We start from the raw sequence: 18,610 nt of genomic DNA, 5'->3' as shown, positions 1-18,610 counted from the left end.
ATGCAAAAGACATACGATATCGCCGTCATCGGCGGCGGCCTCGTCGGCATGGCGATAGCCTACGGACTCGTCAAGCGCGGACAACGCGTGGTCGTGTGCGATGGCGAAGACAATTCGCTGCGCGCCGCGCGCGGCAACTTCGGGCTTGTCTGGGTGCAGGGCAAGGGCGCCACGTGCACCGATTACGCCCGCTGGTCGCTGCACTCCGCCAACACCTGGCAGGGGTTCGCCGACGAGTTGTTCGCCCGCACCGGCGTGTCCGTCGGGTTCGAGCGGCCCGGCGGCTTCAATATCGCGCAAACGCCCGAAGAGCTGGCGATCAAGGTCGAGAGCATGCGCAAGCTGCAGGAGGCGGAGCCTGCGCTCGCGTACGACGTGCTCGATCACGAGGCGCTGGCCGAGCGGCTGCCGGCGATCGGCGCCGACGTGGCGGGCGCCATCTATTCGCCCAACGACGGTCACGTGAGCCCGCTCTATACACTGCGTGCGCTGTTCGACGCGTTCGAGCAGGCCGGCGGAGAGTATGCGCCGAACGTGCGTGTGACCGATATTCGCCAGGTGGGCAGTGCGTTTCGCGTGAGCATGGGCGACATGTCGCTGGAGGCCGGGCGCGTGGTACTCGCCGCCGGGCTCGGCAATCGCGACCTCGCCCCGATGGTGGGGCTCTCGGCGCCCGTCAAGCCGCTGCGCGGACAGATTCTCGTCACCGAGCGGGTCAAGCGATTTCTCGACTACCCCACGATCTATGTGCGTCAGACGGTCGAGGGCTCGGTCATGCTGGGCGACTCGGCCGAAGACGTCGGCTTCAACGACGGTGTAACACCGGATGTGCTCGCCGACATCGCCCGCCGCGGCATCGCACCCTTTCCGATTCTCAAGGACGTACGCGTGGTGCGCGCGTGGGGAGCCCTGCGTGTCATGACGGCCGACGGTCTGCCGATCTACGAGGCCTCCGAGGCTTGCCCCGGTGCCTATCTCGCGACCTGCCATAGCGGCGTGACGCTGGCCGCCGCTCACTGTGAAACCATCGCGCCGTGGATTCTCGGCGCCGAGCGCCCTGCGCTTCTGGATCATTTCTATGCCAAACGTTTCGCTGCTTAAGTCGCTGGCGCGCAAGGATGGCGCGACCGTGCGAATGTTTATCGAAGGCACGCCGCTCGACGTGCCGGCCGACATGAACGTGGCCGCCGCGTTGCTGTTCGCGGGCGTGACGGCGTGCCGTACCACGCCCGTGAGCGGTAGCGATCGTGCACCGTTCTGCATGATGGGGGTGTGCTTCGATTGTCTCGTCGAGATCGACGGCGTGCCGAACCGGCAGGGCTGCATGACGCCCGTGCGTGAAGGCATGCAGGTGCGCCGCATGGATGGCGCGAGGAGTGTCGCATGAGCGTGAAACTTGTGGATTTGTTGGTCATCGGGGCGGGACCGGCGGGACTGGCGGCTGCGCTCGAAGCGAAGCGTCACGGACTCTCGCCGCTCGTCGTCGATGAAAATGCGCTGCCCGGCGGCCAGATCTACCGCAGTGTCAGTCGCTCGCCGCTGGCCGACCCCGGGGTGCTCGGGCCCGACTATCTGCACGGGCGTGCGCTCGTCGATGCATTCATGGCGGCGGGCATCGACTATTGGCCGCAAACGCTCGCCTGGCAGATCGGCGCGGACAAGCGGGTGTCGGTCACGCGCCAGAGCGCGGGCGGCGGCACGTTGCAGATCGAGGCGGGCGCCATCGTGCTCGCCGGCGGTGCGCAGGAGCGGCCGTTCCCGATTCCCGGCTGGACGCTGCCCGGCGTGATGGGCGTCGGGGCTGCGCAAACGCTGCTCAAGGCCTCGGCACTCGTGCCGGACACGCCTGCCGTACTGGCGGGATGCGGGCCGCTCCTTTACCTGTTCGCGTGGCAACTGATCAACGCGGGCGTGCCCGTGCGGGCCATTCTCGACACGGCGCAGGCCGGCGGCCGACGCGAGGCGCTGCGTCATGCCGGCGGTGCGCTCAAGGCGCCGTCGTACCTCATGAAGGGCTTCAAACTGCTGCGCGCGATCCGCGCGGCGGGCGTGCAGCACGTGAAGCATGTCGAGTCGCTGCGCGTGAACGGAACGCAGCGGGCCGAGAGCATCGAGTATGTCGCGGGCGGGCGAACGCTGCGAATCGACACCTCGCTGGTGCTGTTGCATCAGGGCGTGATTCCGAACACGCAGGTCACCCGTTCCATCGGTTGCGAACACCTGTGGGACGAGGCGCAGTTGTGCTGGCGTCCGGAGACGGACGCCTGGGGCGAGACGAGCCTGCCGGGCATTTTCGTGGCAGGCGACGGCGCGGGCATCTCGGGCGCGCTGGCCGCGGAGCCGTCCGGGCGACTGGCCGCGATCCAGGCCGCCGTGAAGCTCGGCAAGCTCGACGGGGCGAAGCGCGACTCGCGTGCGCTGACCCTGCGTCGCGAGCTGGCCTCGCACACCGCCATTCGCCCGTTCCTCGACGCGCTTTATCGTCCGGCAGACAGCTTCCGTGTGCCGCCCGACGACAGCACGATCGTGTGCCGATGCGAGGAGGTGACGGCGGGCGACGTGCGGCGAATGGCGAAGCTCGGCTGCGTTGGCCCGAATCAGACGAAGACATTCTCGCGATGCGGCATGGGACCGTGCCAGGGCCGCTTCTGCGGTCTGACAGTGGCCGAATTGCTGGCGCAGTCACAGGGATGCGCGGTGCCCGACGTGGGCTATTACCGCATTCGTCCGCCGATCAAGCCGGTAACGCTCGGCGAGCTGGCCGTGGCGGTCGACGCGCCCGAGTTCCTGAGCGAGCGGGCAGGTTTCCCCAAGTAAGCGATGCGGCGTGGCCGCCGCGCGCTTACGCTTTTTATTCTTTCTGGAGATGTAGTCAATGAGCGATATTCAGCGCCATCATACGAACGCACGGATGAGCCGTGTCGTGGTGCATAACGGTACGGTGTACATCGGCGGCCAGACGGCGGACGATCGCAACCAGGACATCACGGGCCAGACGCAACAGGTGCTGGCGAAGATCGACGGCTATCTGAAGGACGCGGGCATCGACAAGTCGCGTCTGCTCTCGGCGCAGGTGTGGCTCAAGGATATCGAATCGGACTTCGCGGGCATGAACGCCGTGTGGGACGCGTGGACGAGCCCCGGCAATACGCCCACACGTGCGACGGTGGAGTCGCGTCTCGCGGCACCGGACCTGCTGGTCGAAATTGCCGTGATCGCCGCGGCGAAGTAAGAGGGCAGACGCATCATCGATGCGTTGCCGGGCCCGCAGCCACCTGCGGGCTTTTTTTCGCATGGTGCCGCGCGGCGCCGGGGCGAGCGCGCCATCGGCGGCGCCCGAAGGGCAGGCAAGAAGCGCTGGGACGAGGCCTCGTCCGCTACATCCCGAATTCGCGAAGGCCTTCCAGGTCGAGAATCGTCAGGACACCGTAATCCACCTTCACGAGCCCGGCCTGCTCCAGCACCTTGAGCGCGAGGTTGACCCGCTGGCGCGACACCCCCGCCAGATAGCTAAGCTCCTCCTGTGAAATCTGGACCGTGTTGTCGTCGGACGGATACAGGTTCGGGTTGAACATCGACGACAGCGAGCGCGCCACGCGCGCGTCGGTGTCGAGCAGGCGCTCGTGTTCCACGGCCGCGATGAACTGGCCGAGGCGCTCGTTGAGTTGAAGCGTCAGGAAACGGTTGAACGGGATGCTCGTGTCGAGCAGCCAGTCGAACGTGGCAATCGGCATGTGCGCGACGACCGAGTCGCGCAACGCCATCACGTCGTACTTGCGGTTCTCGCGCTTGAGCACCGACCCTTCGCCGAACCACGCACCGGCCGGCACGCCGGTAAACGTCACGGACTTGCCGCTCGCGGAGGCCGTCGCAATCTTCACCAGTCCTTCGATGACACCGAACCAGGCGTGCGACGGGTCGCCCTTGCGACACACATACGCACCGCTCTCCACGGGCCGCACCTGAATTTCGGCGACCACGCGCCGGCGCTGCTCCGGTGTCAGTCCTTGCGCCCATGCGCTGCGCTGCAGCAGGGTTTCGAGTGACATATAGGGACTTTCCCTTGATTGTCGTCCTGGTGACAAATCCGCCGTGGGTCATGAGGTATCTTCGCCTTGCCCGATGACGGCCTGGCCCACCCTCATGACGCTGCCGTACGGCGCCGAGGCACCAGTATAGAAGCTGCCCGCCGCCGGGCATAGCCGTCGCCGAAATCGCAGTCTGCGTCAGATCAATTCGAATCGAAGAGGTGTCGACCACAGACGCCCACAGCGTTAGGGATGCGTGCCTGAAAGCCTCACATGCACGCGCGCCGACCGAGCCACGCCACTCCCCCTCGACGAGCGTCGAATGGTGGCGAGACACAGGAGACAGGCATGCAGGAGCGGACCACCTTTCCGCGGTTGTTGCTGGCGCACGCCGCAACGCGCGGCACCCGCACGGCGTATCGGGAAAAAGATCTGGGAATCTGGCAGTGTTGGAGCTGGCAGGAAGCCGCACACGAAGTTCGCATGCTGGCGTGCGCGCTGGCCGCCGCCGGCTTCCGTCGCGGCGACAATCTCGCCATCGTGGGCAACAATCGCGTGCGTTTGTACTGGGCCATGACGGCCGCGCAAGCGCTCGGCGGTGTGGCCGTACCGCTGTACCAGGACGCGGTCGCCGCCGAAATGGTGCACGTCCTCCAGGATGCCGAGATCGATTTCGCCATCGTCGAAGATCAGGAGCAGGTCGACAAGTTGCTGGAACTGCGCGATCAGGTGCCGCGCCTGTCGAACATCATCTACGAAGACCCGCGAGGCCTGCGCGGCTATGACGCCCCGGGTTTGCGCGCCTACGAAGCCGCGCTCGAGCAGGGGCGCGAGTTCAACGCGCGACATCCCCGCTTTTTCGACGACGCGGTGGCCGCCGGCGATCCCGACGACACCGCCACCATCCTTTACACCTCGGGCACGACCGGCAAGCCCAAGGGGGTGTGCCATTCGCATGCCGGGCTCATCGGTGCGGCGTATCACGGCAGCACCTTCGATCGGCTCGGCCCGGGCGACGAAGTATTGTCCTACCTGCCGATGGCGTGGGTCGGGGACCATCTCTTCTCGTATGCGCAGGCGCTCGTGGCGGGTTTCACCGTCAATTGCCCCGAGTCGCCCGACACGATCGCCACCGACATGCGCGAGATCGGCCCGACCTACTACTTCGCGCCGCCGCGGGTCTATGAGAACGTGCTCACGCAAGTGATGATCCGCATGGAAGACGCGAGTGGCCTCAAGCGCAGGATGTTCTCGCACTTCATGGACGTGGCCAACCGTTGCGGCGCGGCGGTGCTCGACCGCCGTCCGGTCGCGCTGCTCGATCGCGTTCAGTACGCAATCGGCAATCTCTGCGTGTACGGCCCGCTTCGCAACACGCTCGGCATGAGCCGGATTCGCACCGCCTACACGGCGGGCGAGGCCATCGGCCCCGATCTGTTTCGCTTCTATCGCGCCATCGGCGTGAACCTCAAGCAGTTCTACGGGCAGACGGAGACGTGCGCATACGTCTGCCTGCAACCGGATCGCCAGGTGCGATTCGACAGCGTCGGCCCGGTCGCCCCGGGCATGGAAATCAGGATCGGGGAGAGCGGCGAGGTGCTGGTGCGCGGCGTGGGACTGCTCAAGGCGTACTACAAGCGCCCCGACGCCACGCGCGAGGCGCTGGACGACGACGGCTATTTCCGCACGGGCGATGCCGGCATCATCGACGACGACGGCCACCTGCGCATCATCGATCGCGCCAAGGACGTCGGCAAGCTCGCCTGCGGCTCGCTCTTCGCACCGAAGTACATCGAGAACAAGCTCAAGTTCTTCTCCTACATCAAGGAGGCGGTGGCGTTCGGCGACGGACGCGACGGCGTTTGCGCCTTCATCAATATCGACTTTGACGCCGTGGGCAACTGGGCGGAGCGGCAGAACCTCGCTTACGCCGGCTACATCGACCTAGCTACCCATGCCCGCGTGGCCGAGCTGATCCTCGGTTGCGTGGAATCCGTGAACGCCGATCTCGCCCGGGAAGCCGCCTTTTCATCCGCGCAGATTCAGCGCTTCGTGATCCTGCATAAGGAACTCGATCCCGATGACGACGAGCTCACTCGCACGCGCAAGGTGCGACGCGCATTCATCGCCCAGAAGTACGAGGTACTGGTCGATGCGTTCTATTCCGGCAAGTCGACGCAGTTCATCGAAACGCGCGTGAAGTTCGAGGACGGACGCGAGGGCAGCGTGAGCGCCACGCTCGCGATTCATCCGGCGCGCGTGATCGGCGCCCGGGCCCCCGTCGACGATCCTGCGCCTGTGAAGTTGCGCTGCGCGGCCTGACGCTTTCGCGATGTCGCATCGACCGAACCCGCTCCGGTTTCATCCCGGCACACTGCAGGAGATGGCATGAAGGACAACCGCAAGACCGGCGACGTATTGCTCGATTTGCAGCACATCAGCCTGTCGTTTGGTGGCGTCAAGGCGCTCACGGACATTTCGTTCGACGTTCGCGAGCACGAGATCCGCGCGATCATCGGCCCGAACGGTGCGGGCAAGAGTTCGATGCTCAATGTGATCAACGGCGTGTATCACCCGCAGCAAGGCGCGATCGTCTTTCGCGGCAAGCCGCGCCAGCGCATGCACCCAACCTCGGCGGCCCGCCACGGCGTGGCCCGCACATTCCAGAACATCGCCCTGTTCAAGGGCATGACCGTGCTCGACAACATCATGACGGGGCGAAACACCCGCATGCGCGCCGGGTTGCTCGCCAGCGCCATCTGGTGGGGCAAGGCGCGCGAGGAAGAGATGGCGAACCGCGCCAAGGTCGAAGAGATCATCGACTTTCTCGAGATCCAGCACATCCGCAAGACCCCGGTGGGGCGTCTGCCGTACGGCCTGCAAAAGCGCGTAGAACTGGCGCGCGCGTTGGCCGCCGAGCCCGAATTGCTGCTGCTCGACGAGCCCATGGCGGGCATGAACCTCGAAGAGAAGCGAGACATGTGCCGCTTCATTCTGGAAGTCAACGAAGAGTTCGGCACGACCATTGTGCTGATCGAGCACGACATGGGCGTGGTGATGGATATCTCGGATCGCGTGGTGGTGCTCGACTACGGGAAGAAGATCGGTGACGGCTCGCCCGACGAGGTGCGGTCGGATCCTGAAGTCATTCGCGCCTATCTCGGTGCCGCGCACGGCCAGCCGGCCGCCGCCTGAGACGAATCGGGAAAAGTGGCGCCAAGCGCAAGCGCGGGGAATCCGGCCGCAACGAAGCAGAAGCCAGGCAGAAGCCAGGCAGAAGCCAGGCAGAAGCCAGGCAGAAGCGAGGCAGGAGCCAGGCGGGTACCACCCGCGCTGGGTGACGGCGCCGGGTGTGGGTAAATGGGGAGACATCGATGCAGTTCTTTCTGGAAATTCTGATCGGCGGGTTGCTCTCCGGGGTGATGTACTCCCTGGTGGCGCTCGGCTTCGTGCTGATCTTCAAGGCGTCGGGCGTATTCAACTTCGCGCAGGGCGCGATGGTGTACTTCGCGGCGCTGTCCGTGGTCGGCCTCATGGAGCGCGGGCTGCCACTGTGGGCCGCGGCCGTCGGGGCGTTCGCGGTGATGGTGCTCATGAGCGTGGCCACGGAGCGCTTTGTGCTGCGCAAGCTGGTGAACCAGTCGCCCATTACGCTCTTCATGGCGACCATCGGCCTGTCGTTCTTCCTCGAGGGGCTCGCACCGCTGCTGTGGGGCAACGAGGTGCGTCCGCTCTCGCTGGGCATCGTGGACGAGCCGATCGCGTCGATCCTGGATTCGACCGGCATCCTCGTGAGCCGCTTCGATCTGGCGGCCGCCGCGATCGCGGCGGTGCTCGTGGCGTTGCTCGCGCTGTTCTTCCGGGCCACCAGTATTGGCCGGGCGCTGCGCGCGGTGGCGGACGATCACCAGGCGGCGCTCTCGCTCGGCATTCCGCTGCAACGCATCTGGGTGGTGGTATGGAGCGTGTCGGGCTTCGTCGCGCTGGTCGCCGGCATGCTGTGGGGGTCGCGCAACGGCGTGCAGTTCGCGCTCACGATGACGGCGCTCAAGGCCTTGCCCGTGCTGATTCTCGGCGGATTCACGTCGATTCCGGGCGCGATTGTCGGCGGGTTGATCATCGGTGCGGCCGAGAAGCTTGCCGAGATCTACGTGCCGCAACTGCTGCAAAGCCAGTTCGGCGGGAACTTCGGCGGTATCGAGGGCTGGTTCCCGTATGTGTTCGCGCTGCTGTTCCTGCTCGTTCGCCCGGAAGGGTTGTTCGGGGAGCGGCACATCGATCGCGTTTGATCGCCGACATCGACCACGCATCAGCCAATATCGCAGGGGCCAGACATGTTTTATCGCGAAGCGGGGCAGTTCAAGACCTCATATGAAGCGGATAGCCAGATTTTCCCGATCCGGCAGGACCGGCTGACCGTCGGCGCGTTGCTGGCGGTGGCGTTTGGCGTGCTGCCGTGGATTGCCTCGGAATATTGGCTCACGGCCATTCTCGTGCCCTTCCTCGTGTTCTCGCTCGCGGCGCTGGGGCTGAACATCCTCACCGGGTATGCGGGACAGTTGTCGCTCGGCACGGCGGCGTTCATGGCGGTGGGGGCTTACGCGTCGTATAACTTCCAGTTGCGTATCGAGGGCATGCCGATTCTGGCCTCGTTCGCGCTGGGCGGGGTCTGCGCGGCGCTGGTGGGCATTGCGTTCGGCCTGCCGTCGCTGCGCATCAAGGGGTTCTATCTGGCCGTCGCCACGCTCGCCGCGCAGTTCTTCGTGCTCTGGGTGCTGACGAAATTCCCCTGGCTTTCCAACAACAGCTCGTCGGGGGTGATCACCGCGCAGAAGATCTCCGTGTTCGGGTTCGACGTGGACACGCCGGTGCGCAAATACCTCTTCGTGCTGGGCGTGGTCACGCTCATGGCACTCGTGGCGAAGAATCTGGTGCGCTCGCACATCGGTCGCGCCTGGATGGCGGTGCGCGACATGGACGTGGCGGCCGAGGTCATCGGCATTCCGCTCATGCGGGTGAAACTGCTGGCGTTCGCCGTGAGCTCGTTCTACTGCGGCGTGGCCGGCGCGCTCTACGCCTATTGCTATCTGGGCTCGGTCGAGCCGGATGGCTTTTCCCTCGACCTGTCGTTTCGCATCCTGTTCATGATCATCATCGGCGGGGTGGGGAGCATTCTCGGCAGCTTTCTTGGCGCGGCCTTCATTCTGCTGCTGCCCATTCTGCTCGACAGCACCTTGCCTCCCGTTGCCGCATTCCTGCACTTGCCCTTTACCAACGCCACCGTCTCGCACATCCAGTTGATGATGTTCGGCGGTCTCATCATCTTTTTCCTGATCGTCGAGCCGCACGGGCTGGCGCGGCTTTGGCAAATCGCCAAGGAGAAGCTGCGCATCTGGCCTTTCCCGCACTGAAGTCCACCCGGACGGCGCGCGAGACATCGCGTGTTGCCGGCGCACGTTTTGCCACAGATAAAACCACAGACGGAGACACAGCATGAACACGAAACAGTTGACGGCATCGTTGGGCGTGGCGCTCGCGCTCGGCATGGGCGCGGCGGGCACGTCGCTCGCCCAGTCGAATGACCAGTTCATCGCACTCGCGGATTACCGCGTCGGTCCGTATGGCGCGAACGGTCAGTCGTTCTACGGCGGGTTCATCGACTATCTGCAGTACGTGAATATGAAAAACGGCGGTGTGAACGGTGTGAAGCTCACGTGGGAAGAGTGCGAGACCGAGTACAACAACGCCAAGGGCGTGGAGTGCTACGAGCGCCTCAAGGGCAAGAATCCGGTCACCAAGGGCACCGCATATCACACCATGGCCACCGGAATCTCGTATGCGCTGATCGACAAGACGGCCACCGACCAGGTGCCGCTCGTGATGATGGGCTACGGCCGCACCGACGCCGTGGACGGCTCCGTGTTCCCGTGGGCTTTCCCGCTGGTCACGACCTATCAGATGCAGGCGTCGGCCATCATCAAGTTCCTCGCCGACAAGAACGGCGGCTCGCTCGCCGGCAAGAAGATCGTCTACCTGTATCACGACTCGGCTTACGGCAAGGAGCCGATCGTGGCGATGCAGGCCGAATCGAAGATCCACAAATTCACCTTGGTGGAGATTCCGGTGGCGCATCCGGGCAACGAGCAGGGGGCGCAGTGGCTGCGCATTCGTCAGGAGAACCCCGACTACGTGGTCTTCTGGGGGTGGGGCGTAATGAACCAGACGGCGCTCAAGGCCGCGCAGAAGGTCGGCTATCCGCGCGAGAAGATCATCGGCAGCTGGTGGGCAGGCTCGGAGGAAGACACGATTCCCGCCGGACCGGCCGCCAAGGGCTACATGAGCGCCACGTGGAACGTGGCGGGCAAGCAGGTGCCGTTGATTGCCGACATCGACAAGGTGGTCTACGGCGCGGGCAAGGGCAACATGCAGGACCCGTCGAAGGTGGGCTCGGTACTCTATAACCGGGGCGTGTCCGCCGCGGTCGCCACCGTCGAGGCGCTCAATACGGCGCAGAACAAGTTCGGCAAAGGCAAGGTGATGACGCCCGTGCAAGTGCGCTGGGCGTTCGAAAACCTGAATATCGACGCCGCCCGGCTCAAGGCGATCGGTGCGACCGGCCTGCTGCCCGACATCAAGACGAGCTGCGAGGATCACGAGGGCTCGGGGAAGGTTCGCATCCAGCAATGGGATGGCGCCAAGTGGGTCATGGTGTCCGACTGGATCGAGGGCAACCGCCGTCTGATTCACCCGCTGTTCGAGGCGTCGGCCAAGCAATATGCCAAGGAGAAGGGCATTACGCCGGCCTGCTACAAGATGTGATCGACGTCGTCGCCCGCGCCGGCAGCGGGGCTGTGCACCACGGCGTGGGCGACGTGCGCGCGACAGGCAGGGTCGCCATCATCGGGACCCGGTGGCAACGATTTCGGAGTCAGGCATGGAAGCGAGTTTGCGCGTCAACAATATCGAAGTCATCTACGACCACGTGATTCTGGTGCTCAAGGGCGTTTCGCTGACCGTGCCCGCGGGCAAGATCGTGGCGCTGCTCGGCGCCAACGGCGCGGGCAAGAGCACGACGCTCAAGGCGATTTCCAACCTGCTGCATGCCGAGCGCGGCGAGGTGACGAAGGGCACCATCGACTATCGCGGTGAACGGGTCGAGAAGCTCACGCCCAACGGGCTGGTCAAGCGCGGCGTGATTCAGGTGATGGAAGGGCGTCACTGCTTCGGGCATTTGACGATCGAGGAAAACCTGCTCACGGGCGCCTATGTCAGGCACGCGTCGCGCAGTGCGCAGCAACAGGCGCTGGAGCGCATCTACGCGTACTTTCCGCGTCTCAAAACGCGCCGCAAGTCGCAAGCCGGTTACACGTCGGGCGGGGAACAGCAGATGTGCGCGATCGGGCGCGCCATGATGGCGCAGCCGTCGATGATTCTGCTCGATGAGCCATCGATGGGACTCGCGCCGCAGATCGTCGAAGAGATCTTCACGATCGTGCGCGACCTGAATCAGCGCGAGAACGTGAGCTTCCTGTTGGCCGAGCAGAACACCATGGCGGCGCTGCGTTATGCGGACTACGGCTACATCCTCGAAAACGGGCGCGTGGTGATGGACGGCGACGCGGCGTCGCTGCGCGACAACGAGGACGTGAAGGAATTCTATCTGGGCATCGCCAAGGACGGCGCCAGCAGCGCGGGCAGCTTCCGCAACGTCAAGAGCTACCGTCGACGCAAGCGCTGGATTGCCTAGGCAGCCCGGCAAGCGGCGCGATGCACACGACAGACCGTTAATCCCCAACGAATTTCCGTCTCTATGAACGACTACTTCGACACGCTGGAAACCCGTGCGCCGGAGGTTCGCGAGAAGGCGCTGCTGGCGGCGTTGCCGGCGCAGGTCTCGCACGCGCGTGCGAACGCGGCGTATTTTTCCCAAGTGCTCGGCGATGTCGATCCGGCGGCGATCGGCTCGCGCGCCGCGCTCGCCGCGCTGCCCGTCACACGTAAATCGGATTTGTCGGCGTTCCAGCGACGTCATCCGCCGCTGGGTGGACTGAATGCGACCCCGATCGGCGCGCTCGCGCACGTCTACCAATCGCCGGGCCCGATCTACGAACCGGACGGTCGGGGCAGCGACTGGTGGCGCTTCGCGCGTGCCATGTTTGCTGCGGGGCTGCGCCCGGGCGACCTCGTCTACAACACGTATTCCTATCACTTCACCCCCGCGGGCATGATGATCGAGACGGGCGCGACGAGGCTGGGGTGTTGTGTATTCCCGGCCGGCGTCGGGCAGACGGAGTTGCAGCTCGAGGCAATCCGCCATCTGATGCCGGTGGCCTATGCTGGCACGCCGTCATTCCTGAAGATCCTGATCGAGAAGAGCGAGGCCGCCGGCGTCGACATCGGTTGCATCCGTCGCGCAACCCTTTCTGGCGAGGCCTTGCCGCCGTCGTTGCGTGCGTGGTTCAACGGCCGGGGCATTACGGCGCGTCAGTTGTACGGCACGGCGGATCTGGGCCTGATCGCTTTCGAGAGCGACGCGCAGGCCGGGCTGATCGTCGACGAGAACGTGTTGGTCGAGCTGGTCGAGCCGGGCGGAACGAAGCCGGTGCCGGACGGTGAGATCGGCGAAGTGGTCGTGACGAACTTCAATCCCGACTACCCGTTGATTCGGTTTGCCACCGGCGATCTCTCCGCGATAGCGCCTGGCGTCAGCCCGTGCGGGCGCACGAATATGCGTTTGACGGGATGGTTGGGACGGGCCGACCAGACGGTCAAGGTGCGGGGCATGTTCGTGCATCCCGGCCAGGTCGGCGAGATCGGGAAGCGGTACCCGGAGCTGGGGCGCGTTCGCTTGCGCGTGGAGGGGCGCGTCGGCGAGGATCGCATGCGGCTGCTGTGCGAGACGAGCGAGGCCCCGCCGGAGGGGTTGGCGGCGCGCGTCCAGGAGACGCTGCGCGACGTGACCCGCCTGCGCGGCGAAGTCGACTTCGTGGCATTGGGCTCGCTGCCGGCCGACGGCAAGCTCGTGGAGGACGCCCGGGCCTACGATTGACCCGTCCGGCGGGGACCGTCGACCGATACCCGGGTGCTCGCGCAAGGCGCGATTCGACGGCATCTCGCCCATCCGAATGATTGGCTGTGCGCCGGAGGGGATTTCGTTAGAATCTGCTTTCGATGTTCGTATTCGCCAATTATCGGAGGCTGACGTGCCAGGACTACTTCCCGATGTCGACCGCGAGGGACTCCTCGAATATTCGGTCGTGTACACCGACCGGTCGATCAACCACATGTCGCAGCGCTTTCAGGGCGTCATGCGCGACATTTCCGATGGCCTGAAACGGGTCTACAACGCGAATTCGGTCATCGTCGTGCCGGGCAGCGGGACTTTCGGCATGGAGGCCGTTGCCCGCCAGTTCGCGACGAACAAGAAGTGCCTCGTCATTCGAAACGGCTGGTTCAGCTTCCGCTGGTCGCAGATTTTCGACATGGGCGGTATTCCTTCCGAGACCCTCGTGCTCAAGGCGCGGCCGGTCGAGTCGGGCAGACAGGCGGCCTACGCGCCCGCGCCGATCGACGAGGTCGTGGCCGCGATCAGGGCGAACAAGCCGGACCTGGTGTTCGCCCCGCACGTGGAAACCGCCTCGGGCATGATGTTGCCCGACGACTATCTGCGTGCCGTCGCCGATGCCGTGCATGCCGTTGGCGGCATGTTCGTCCTCGATTGCATCGCATCGGGCACCGTGTGGGTCGACATGAAAGCGGTTGGCGTGGACGTGCTGATCAGCGCGCCGCAAAAGGGTTGGAGCGCTTCTCCCTGTTGCGCGCTGGTGATGCTCAGTGCCCTGGCGCGCGAGCGCATCGAGGGCACGACGAGCACGAGCTTCGCCTGCGATCTTCGACAGTGGCTGCAGATCATGGAAGCCTACGAGAAGGGCGGCTTCGCATACCACGCCACCATGCCCACGGACAGCCTCGCGGTATTGCGCGACGTGATCAAGGAAACCGAGGCTTACGGATTCGAAAAGGTGCGTGCCGAGCAGTTGGAACTCGGCAGGCGCATTCGCGCATTGCTCGCGGCCAAGGGCTTCCGGAGCGTGGCCGCCGAAGGTTTTCAGGCGCCGGGGGTCGTGGTCAGCTACACCGACGACGATGGCATCCGCACCGGCAAGAAGTTCGCCGACGCCGGCTTGCAGATTGCCGCGGGCGTACCACTTCGCGTCGATGAGCCGGAGGACTTCAAGACGTTCCGCATCGGCCTGTTCGGTCTGGACAAGCTCCATGACGTGGAAGGCGCGGTGGCGCGATTCGCCAAGGCGTTGGACAGCGTCGCGTGATTGCCGGCGGGCGCGCAAACCTGTGCGCCTGAATCGAATGTCGTACAACCTCACGGAGCGTCAACGATGTCCTGGAAGCCCGAAAGCTATCCCTCGATGAGCCCTTACCTGATCTGTCCGGATGCCGAGGCATTGATCCGGTTCGTCGAGACTGCGTTCGGCGGTGTGCTGCTGCGCCGCTTCGACCGGCCCGACGGTTCGCTCATGCATGCGGAAGTCAGGATCGACGACAGCGTATTGATGCTCGGCGGCGGGGTGACCGAGATTGTCGCGACCGCGCCGCACATTCACCTCTATGTGCCGGACGTATCGGCCGTTTTCGCGCGGGCTGTGGCCGCAGGAGCGACGGTCGTGCAGGCGCCGCTGCGCAAGCGGGAAGACGACGATCTTCGCGGCGGTGTTCAGGACGCCTCCGGCACCACTTGGTGGATCGCTTCGCAGTAGCCGTCGCCAGGCGCTCACGCAGGACAGTCGAGCGCTTTGTCTGCTCCCTCCCATGCCCGCCGACTGGCGGGCATTTTCTTTGGCGCCGCGCCGATGCTTTATTTTTTTCCTTTTGACACTTTATTTTCGTTTACATAGTTTACTGAAACACAAGTTCCAAAAGCAGGATGCCCCGTGATAAGCGCGACGCAAACAGCGCAAGCGGCGCAGACGATGGCAGCATGCTGGGACCCGCAACTTTGCGCCCGCCGGAAACGGATGGGCCGATTGGAAAACACCATGAACGGCACGCTTCAAGACCGCATCCTGCAACTGCAAGACGACTTCACGCCCAGCGAGAAACGTCTTGCGGATGTGACGCTCGCGCACTTGTCGCAATTGGCGTCGTATTCCGCGACCGAGCTCGCGGAGATGGCGGAAGTCTCGAAGGCTTCGGCGGCGCGCTTCTTCAAGCGTCTGGGCTACGAGACATTCAACGAATTGCGCACCCGCATGCGCGAGGACGCCGACCACGGGTCGCCGCTCTTCGCGCTGGCGGGCATCTCCACGCCCGAGACGGCGGGCGACACGCCGGAAGGCGCCATGGGCGCGCATCTGGCGGCCGACCTTCAGAACCTCGCGCACACGTTCGAGCGCATTGCCGCGGCCGACCTGGACCGCGCGGCGGAGATCGGCGCGAATGCGCGGCGCGTCTTCATCGCGGGCTTTCGCAACGGCCGCGTGCTCGCCCAGTACATGTGGGCATTGCTTACGCAGGTGCGAGACGGCGTGCTGCTGGTGCCGGGCGCGGGCCTGAACCTGGCGGAAGACCTGGCCGACATGTCCGCCGACGACGTGCTCGTCGTCATGGACTTTCGCCGCCGCGTCACGCTGCTGCGCCCGATGGTCGAACACGCCAATCGCGTTGGCGCTCGCGTGGTGATCCTCACCGATCCGACCGCCACGGAGCTGCCGGCGCGCAGCGACATCGTGCTGCGCTGCGTGAATCGCACCGCAGGCATGTTCGATTCCTACGTTGCGGCGATGAGCGTCATCAACCACCTTTGCACGCGCCTTGGGCTGGCCCTTGGCGATGCGGCGCGCGAGCGGCTTGCCCACATCGAGCGCCTGCATGACGACTACGGCGACTTGCGCCGCTAGCCGGTATCGACACCGACAGATCCATTCAGAAACCGAGGAGCACATATGACCCACCCCCTTCCCAATCTGCGCCTGCAGTGTTTCGCGAACCCGGCCGTCGAGCCTGGGGCGCGTTATGGCGACGCGCGCCGTGCCATTCTGGGAGGTGACGCGTTTGCCACCGCCGCGCGTGAAATCACGCGCTGGCCGGGCTACGCCGAGACGCCGCTCGTCGCACTCGACGGGCTGGCGCGCGCGGCGGGCGTGGCGCAGATCCGTTACAAGGACGAGGCGGGACGCTTCGGCCTGGGAAGCTTCAAGGCGCTGGGTGGGGCGTACGCCGTGAGTCGCCTGCTGATCCGCGAAATCGAAGCCCGCACGGGGCAACAGGGCGTGAGCGTGGCCGACCTGCTCTCGGGACGCTTCGCCGATCTGACCCGCACGCTGTGCGTGACGTGCGCCACCGATGGCAACCACGGGCGCTCGGTGGCATGGGGGGCGCAGCGCTTCGGCTGCCAGTGCGTGATCTACGTGCACGCGACGGTCAGCCAGGGGCGCGTCGACGCCATTGCGCATTACGGCGCCGAGGTCGTGCGCACGGCGGGCAACTACGACGACGCGGTGCGCCAGGCCGCCGACGACGCTTCGCGCCTGGGCCGCTTCGTGGTATCGGACACGTCGTACCCCGGCTACATGGAGGTGCCCAAGGACGTGATGCAGGGCTACGCTGTCATGGCCGACGAAGCGCTGCGCCAGTTCCGCGACGCGACGGGGCAGCTGCCGACGCACGTATTCCTGCAAGGCGGCGTGGGCGGCCTGGCCGCTGCCGTGCTCGCCCATTTCTGGGAAACGCTCGAAGTGCGCGGCGCGGCACGTCCGAGATTCGTCGTGGTCGAGCCGGACAAGGCCGCATGTCTTTACGAGAGCGCGCGCGCCGGGGAACCGGTGGCCGTGCATGGCGAGCTCGATACGGTGATGGCCGGGTTGGCCTGTGGCGAGGTGTCGTTGCTGGCGTGGGAGATCCTGCGCCCGGGCGCGCACGCGTTTCTGACCATCGACGACGCCTCTGCGCTGGAGACGATGCGCATGCTCGCGCAAGGCCGCTTCGGCGACGCGCCGATGGTCGCCGGCGAATCGGCCGTGGCCGGGCTGGCCGGGTGCCTGGGCGCTGCCGCCGATGCGCACGCGCGGGCCGAACTGGGGCTCGATGCCTCGAGCCGCGTGCTGGTCTTCGGCAGCGAAGGCGCCACGGATCCGGTGCTGTTCGAGACGATCGTCGGCATGCCTGCCGAAGCCGTGACAGCGGCTGCCGTCAAGCGGGCCGCATAGCCGCATAAAGGCACAAGCGCATCAACGCATCAACGCATCAGCGAATTCAGGGCACGAACGCATCATGAGCATGCTTTTCAACACTTCCGGGGCTGGCGCAGTGGCGGCGGACCCGAATATGCCGCCGGTCCCCCGTATCGACTTGCCGCGCCTGCTCGGGCGTATCGCCGCGCTGGCGCAAGTCGGCGCGATCGACGGAGGCGGTTGCTGCCGCCTGGCACTGAGCGACGCCGACGGCGAAGGTCGCCGTCTCGTCGAGGGCTGGATGCGCGAGCTCGGGCTCGCGGTGAGCGTGGACGCCATCGGCAATGTCGTGGGTGTGCGCGCGGGAAGCGAGGCCGGCCCGCCTGTGATGACCGGCTCGCACATCGACACCGTTCGAACGGGCGGGCGATACGACGGCAACCTCGGCGTGCTTGCCGGCCTGGAGGTCATTGCGTCGCTCAACGATGCAGGCATCGTCACGCGTCGCCCGCTCGCGGTGGCCTTCTTCACGAACGAGGAGGGTGCCCGTTTCTCGCCGGACATGATGGGCAGTCTCGTCTACGTGGGCGGCATGCCGCTCGACGAAGCGCTCGACACGGTGGGGATCGACGGCACGTCCGTGCGCGAGAACCTCACGCGCATCGGGTTCGACGGCACGCATGCGGTCGGCGCGCCCGACGTCCACGCGTTCGTTGAACTGCATGTGGAGCAGGGGCCGGTGCTGGAGCACGAGGGCGTCACGATCGGCGCGGTCACGGGCGTGCAGGGCATTCACTGGACCGAGTTCACGGTCGAGGGCGTGTCGAATCATGCCGGCACCACGCCGATGCGCATGCGTCATGACGCGGGCCACGCCGCCTACGCGATCGCCGCGTACGCACGCGACGTGGCCCGCGAACTGGGGGGTGCGCAGCTGGCGACCGTTGGCCATGTCACGGTGTCGCCCAATCTGGTCAACGTGATTCCGAACCGGGCCGTCTTCACTGTCGACCTGCGCAACACCGACGGCGATGCGCTCGCCGAGGCCGTGCGCCGTGTCTTCGCGAAGGCCGACGCCGTGGCCGAGGCCGAAGGCGTTCGCATCACACGACGCTCGCTGGCGGATTTCGCTCCGGTGCAGTTCGACGAACGCATCGTCGAGCGGGTGGAGGCGCTCGCACGAGAGCGCGGCCACTCGGTGCGCCGCATGCCCAGCGGTGCGGGGCACGACGCGCAGATGCTCGCGCGGGTCTGCCCTGCCGGGATGATTTTCGTGCCGAGCGTGAAGGGCCTGTCGCACAACGTTGCCGAATTCACCCACGACGCCGATATCGACGCCGGGGCCAATCTGCTGCTCGCGCTCATGACGGAACTTGCCGCCTGAACCCGCCGCAG

At 65.6% G+C, this 18,610-nt stretch carries 17 protein-coding genes; 16 read left to right on the top strand and 1 reads right to left on the bottom strand.

The annotated features are described in order from the left end of the window. Genes W930_RS0108715 through W930_RS0108700 form a run of 4 tightly spaced genes read left to right on the top strand, consistent with a single transcriptional unit; the run spans position 1 to position 3,232 of the window. Positions 1-1,101, top strand: coding sequence for an FAD-binding oxidoreductase (locus tag W930_RS0108715; RefSeq protein WP_023871680.1), 1,101 nt, complete (start codon positions 1-3; stop codon positions 1,099-1,101). Continuing rightward, positions 1,079-1,387, top strand: coding sequence for a (2Fe-2S)-binding protein (locus tag W930_RS0108710; RefSeq protein WP_023595386.1), 309 nt, complete (start codon positions 1,079-1,081; stop codon positions 1,385-1,387). Before W930_RS0108715 ends, W930_RS0108710 begins: the two co-directional genes overlap by 23 nt. Continuing rightward, on the top strand, positions 1,384-2,817 hold the full coding sequence (locus W930_RS0108705) for an NAD(P)/FAD-dependent oxidoreductase (RefSeq protein WP_023595387.1): 1,434 nt from the start codon (positions 1,384-1,386) through the stop codon (positions 2,815-2,817). Before W930_RS0108710 ends, W930_RS0108705 begins: the two co-directional genes overlap by 4 nt. A 58-nt stretch (positions 2,818-2,875) precedes the next feature. Next, positions 2,876-3,232, top strand: a complete 357-nt coding sequence (locus tag W930_RS0108700; RefSeq protein WP_023595388.1) for a RidA family protein — start codon at positions 2,876-2,878, stop codon at positions 3,230-3,232. Between the two features lie 145 nt (positions 3,233-3,377). On the opposite strand, the gene W930_RS0108695 is transcribed toward W930_RS0108700, so the two are convergent. After that, positions 3,378-4,049: a Crp/Fnr family transcriptional regulator gene (locus tag W930_RS0108695; protein ID WP_023595389.1), complete on the bottom strand. Its 672-nt coding sequence runs from the start codon at positions 4,047-4,049 to the stop codon at positions 3,378-3,380. Positions 4,050-4,376: 327 nt separating this feature from the next. Between W930_RS0108695 and W930_RS0108690 the strand changes: the two genes are divergently transcribed. From W930_RS0108690 to W930_RS0108635, 12 genes are all read left to right on the top strand, one after another. After that, on the top strand, positions 4,377-6,350 hold the full coding sequence (locus tag W930_RS0108690) for a long-chain fatty acid--CoA ligase (protein ID WP_023871679.1): 1,974 nt from the start codon (positions 4,377-4,379) through the stop codon (positions 6,348-6,350). A gap of 66 nt (positions 6,351-6,416) precedes the next feature. Further along, a complete protein-coding gene (locus W930_RS0108685; protein WP_023871678.1) occupies positions 6,417-7,223 on the top strand; it encodes an ABC transporter ATP-binding protein in 807 nt (268 codons plus the stop codon). 179 nt (positions 7,224-7,402) lie between these two features. Next, positions 7,403-8,317, top strand: coding sequence for a branched-chain amino acid ABC transporter permease (locus tag W930_RS0108680; RefSeq protein WP_023595392.1), 915 nt, complete (start codon positions 7,403-7,405; stop codon positions 8,315-8,317). Positions 8,318-8,362: 45 nt separating this feature from the next. After that, a complete protein-coding gene (locus W930_RS0108675) occupies positions 8,363-9,439 on the top strand; it encodes a branched-chain amino acid ABC transporter permease (RefSeq protein ID WP_023871677.1) in 1,077 nt (358 codons plus the stop codon). Between the two features lie 133 nt (positions 9,440-9,572). Beyond that, the gene (locus W930_RS0108670; protein WP_224785322.1) at positions 9,573-10,847 is read left to right on the top strand and encodes an ABC transporter substrate-binding protein; all 1,275 of its coding nucleotides are present in this window, start codon (positions 9,573-9,575) and stop codon (positions 10,845-10,847) included. A 115-nt stretch (positions 10,848-10,962) separates the two neighbouring features. Further along, positions 10,963-11,775 (top strand): ABC transporter ATP-binding protein, encoded by an 813-nt coding sequence (locus W930_RS0108665; protein ID WP_023871676.1) that lies wholly within the window; start codon positions 10,963-10,965, stop codon positions 11,773-11,775. Between the two features lie 63 nt (positions 11,776-11,838). Continuing rightward, a complete protein-coding gene (locus W930_RS0108660; protein WP_023871675.1) occupies positions 11,839-13,077 on the top strand; it encodes a phenylacetate--CoA ligase family protein in 1,239 nt (412 codons plus the stop codon). A gap of 154 nt (positions 13,078-13,231) precedes the next feature. Beyond that, positions 13,232-14,359, top strand: coding sequence for an aminotransferase class V-fold PLP-dependent enzyme (locus W930_RS0108655; protein WP_023871674.1), 1,128 nt, complete (start codon positions 13,232-13,234; stop codon positions 14,357-14,359). Positions 14,360-14,425: 66 nt separating this feature from the next. Next, entirely contained in the window at positions 14,426-14,803 is a 378-nt protein-coding gene (locus tag W930_RS0108650; protein WP_023595398.1) for a VOC family protein, read from the top strand. 279 nt (positions 14,804-15,082) lie between these two features. Further along, entirely contained in the window at positions 15,083-15,943 is an 861-nt protein-coding gene (locus tag W930_RS0108645) for a MurR/RpiR family transcriptional regulator (protein ID WP_024788616.1), read from the top strand. Between the two features lie 45 nt (positions 15,944-15,988). Next, positions 15,989-17,251, top strand: a complete 1,263-nt coding sequence (locus tag W930_RS0108640; RefSeq protein WP_023595400.1) for a diaminopropionate ammonia-lyase — start codon at positions 15,989-15,991, stop codon at positions 17,249-17,251. Between the two features lie 118 nt (positions 17,252-17,369). Continuing rightward, a complete protein-coding gene (locus W930_RS0108635; RefSeq protein WP_023871672.1) occupies positions 17,370-18,599 on the top strand; it encodes a Zn-dependent hydrolase in 1,230 nt (409 codons plus the stop codon). Positions 18,600-18,610 lie beyond the last annotated feature (11 nt).

Source organism: Pandoraea sp. E26, assembly GCF_000681415.1.
Taxonomy (GTDB): Bacteria; Pseudomonadota; Gammaproteobacteria; order Burkholderiales; family Burkholderiaceae; genus Pandoraea; species Pandoraea pnomenusa.
The sequence above is the reverse complement of the archived record's forward strand: the minus strand, read 5'-3'. Positions and strand labels throughout refer to the sequence as shown.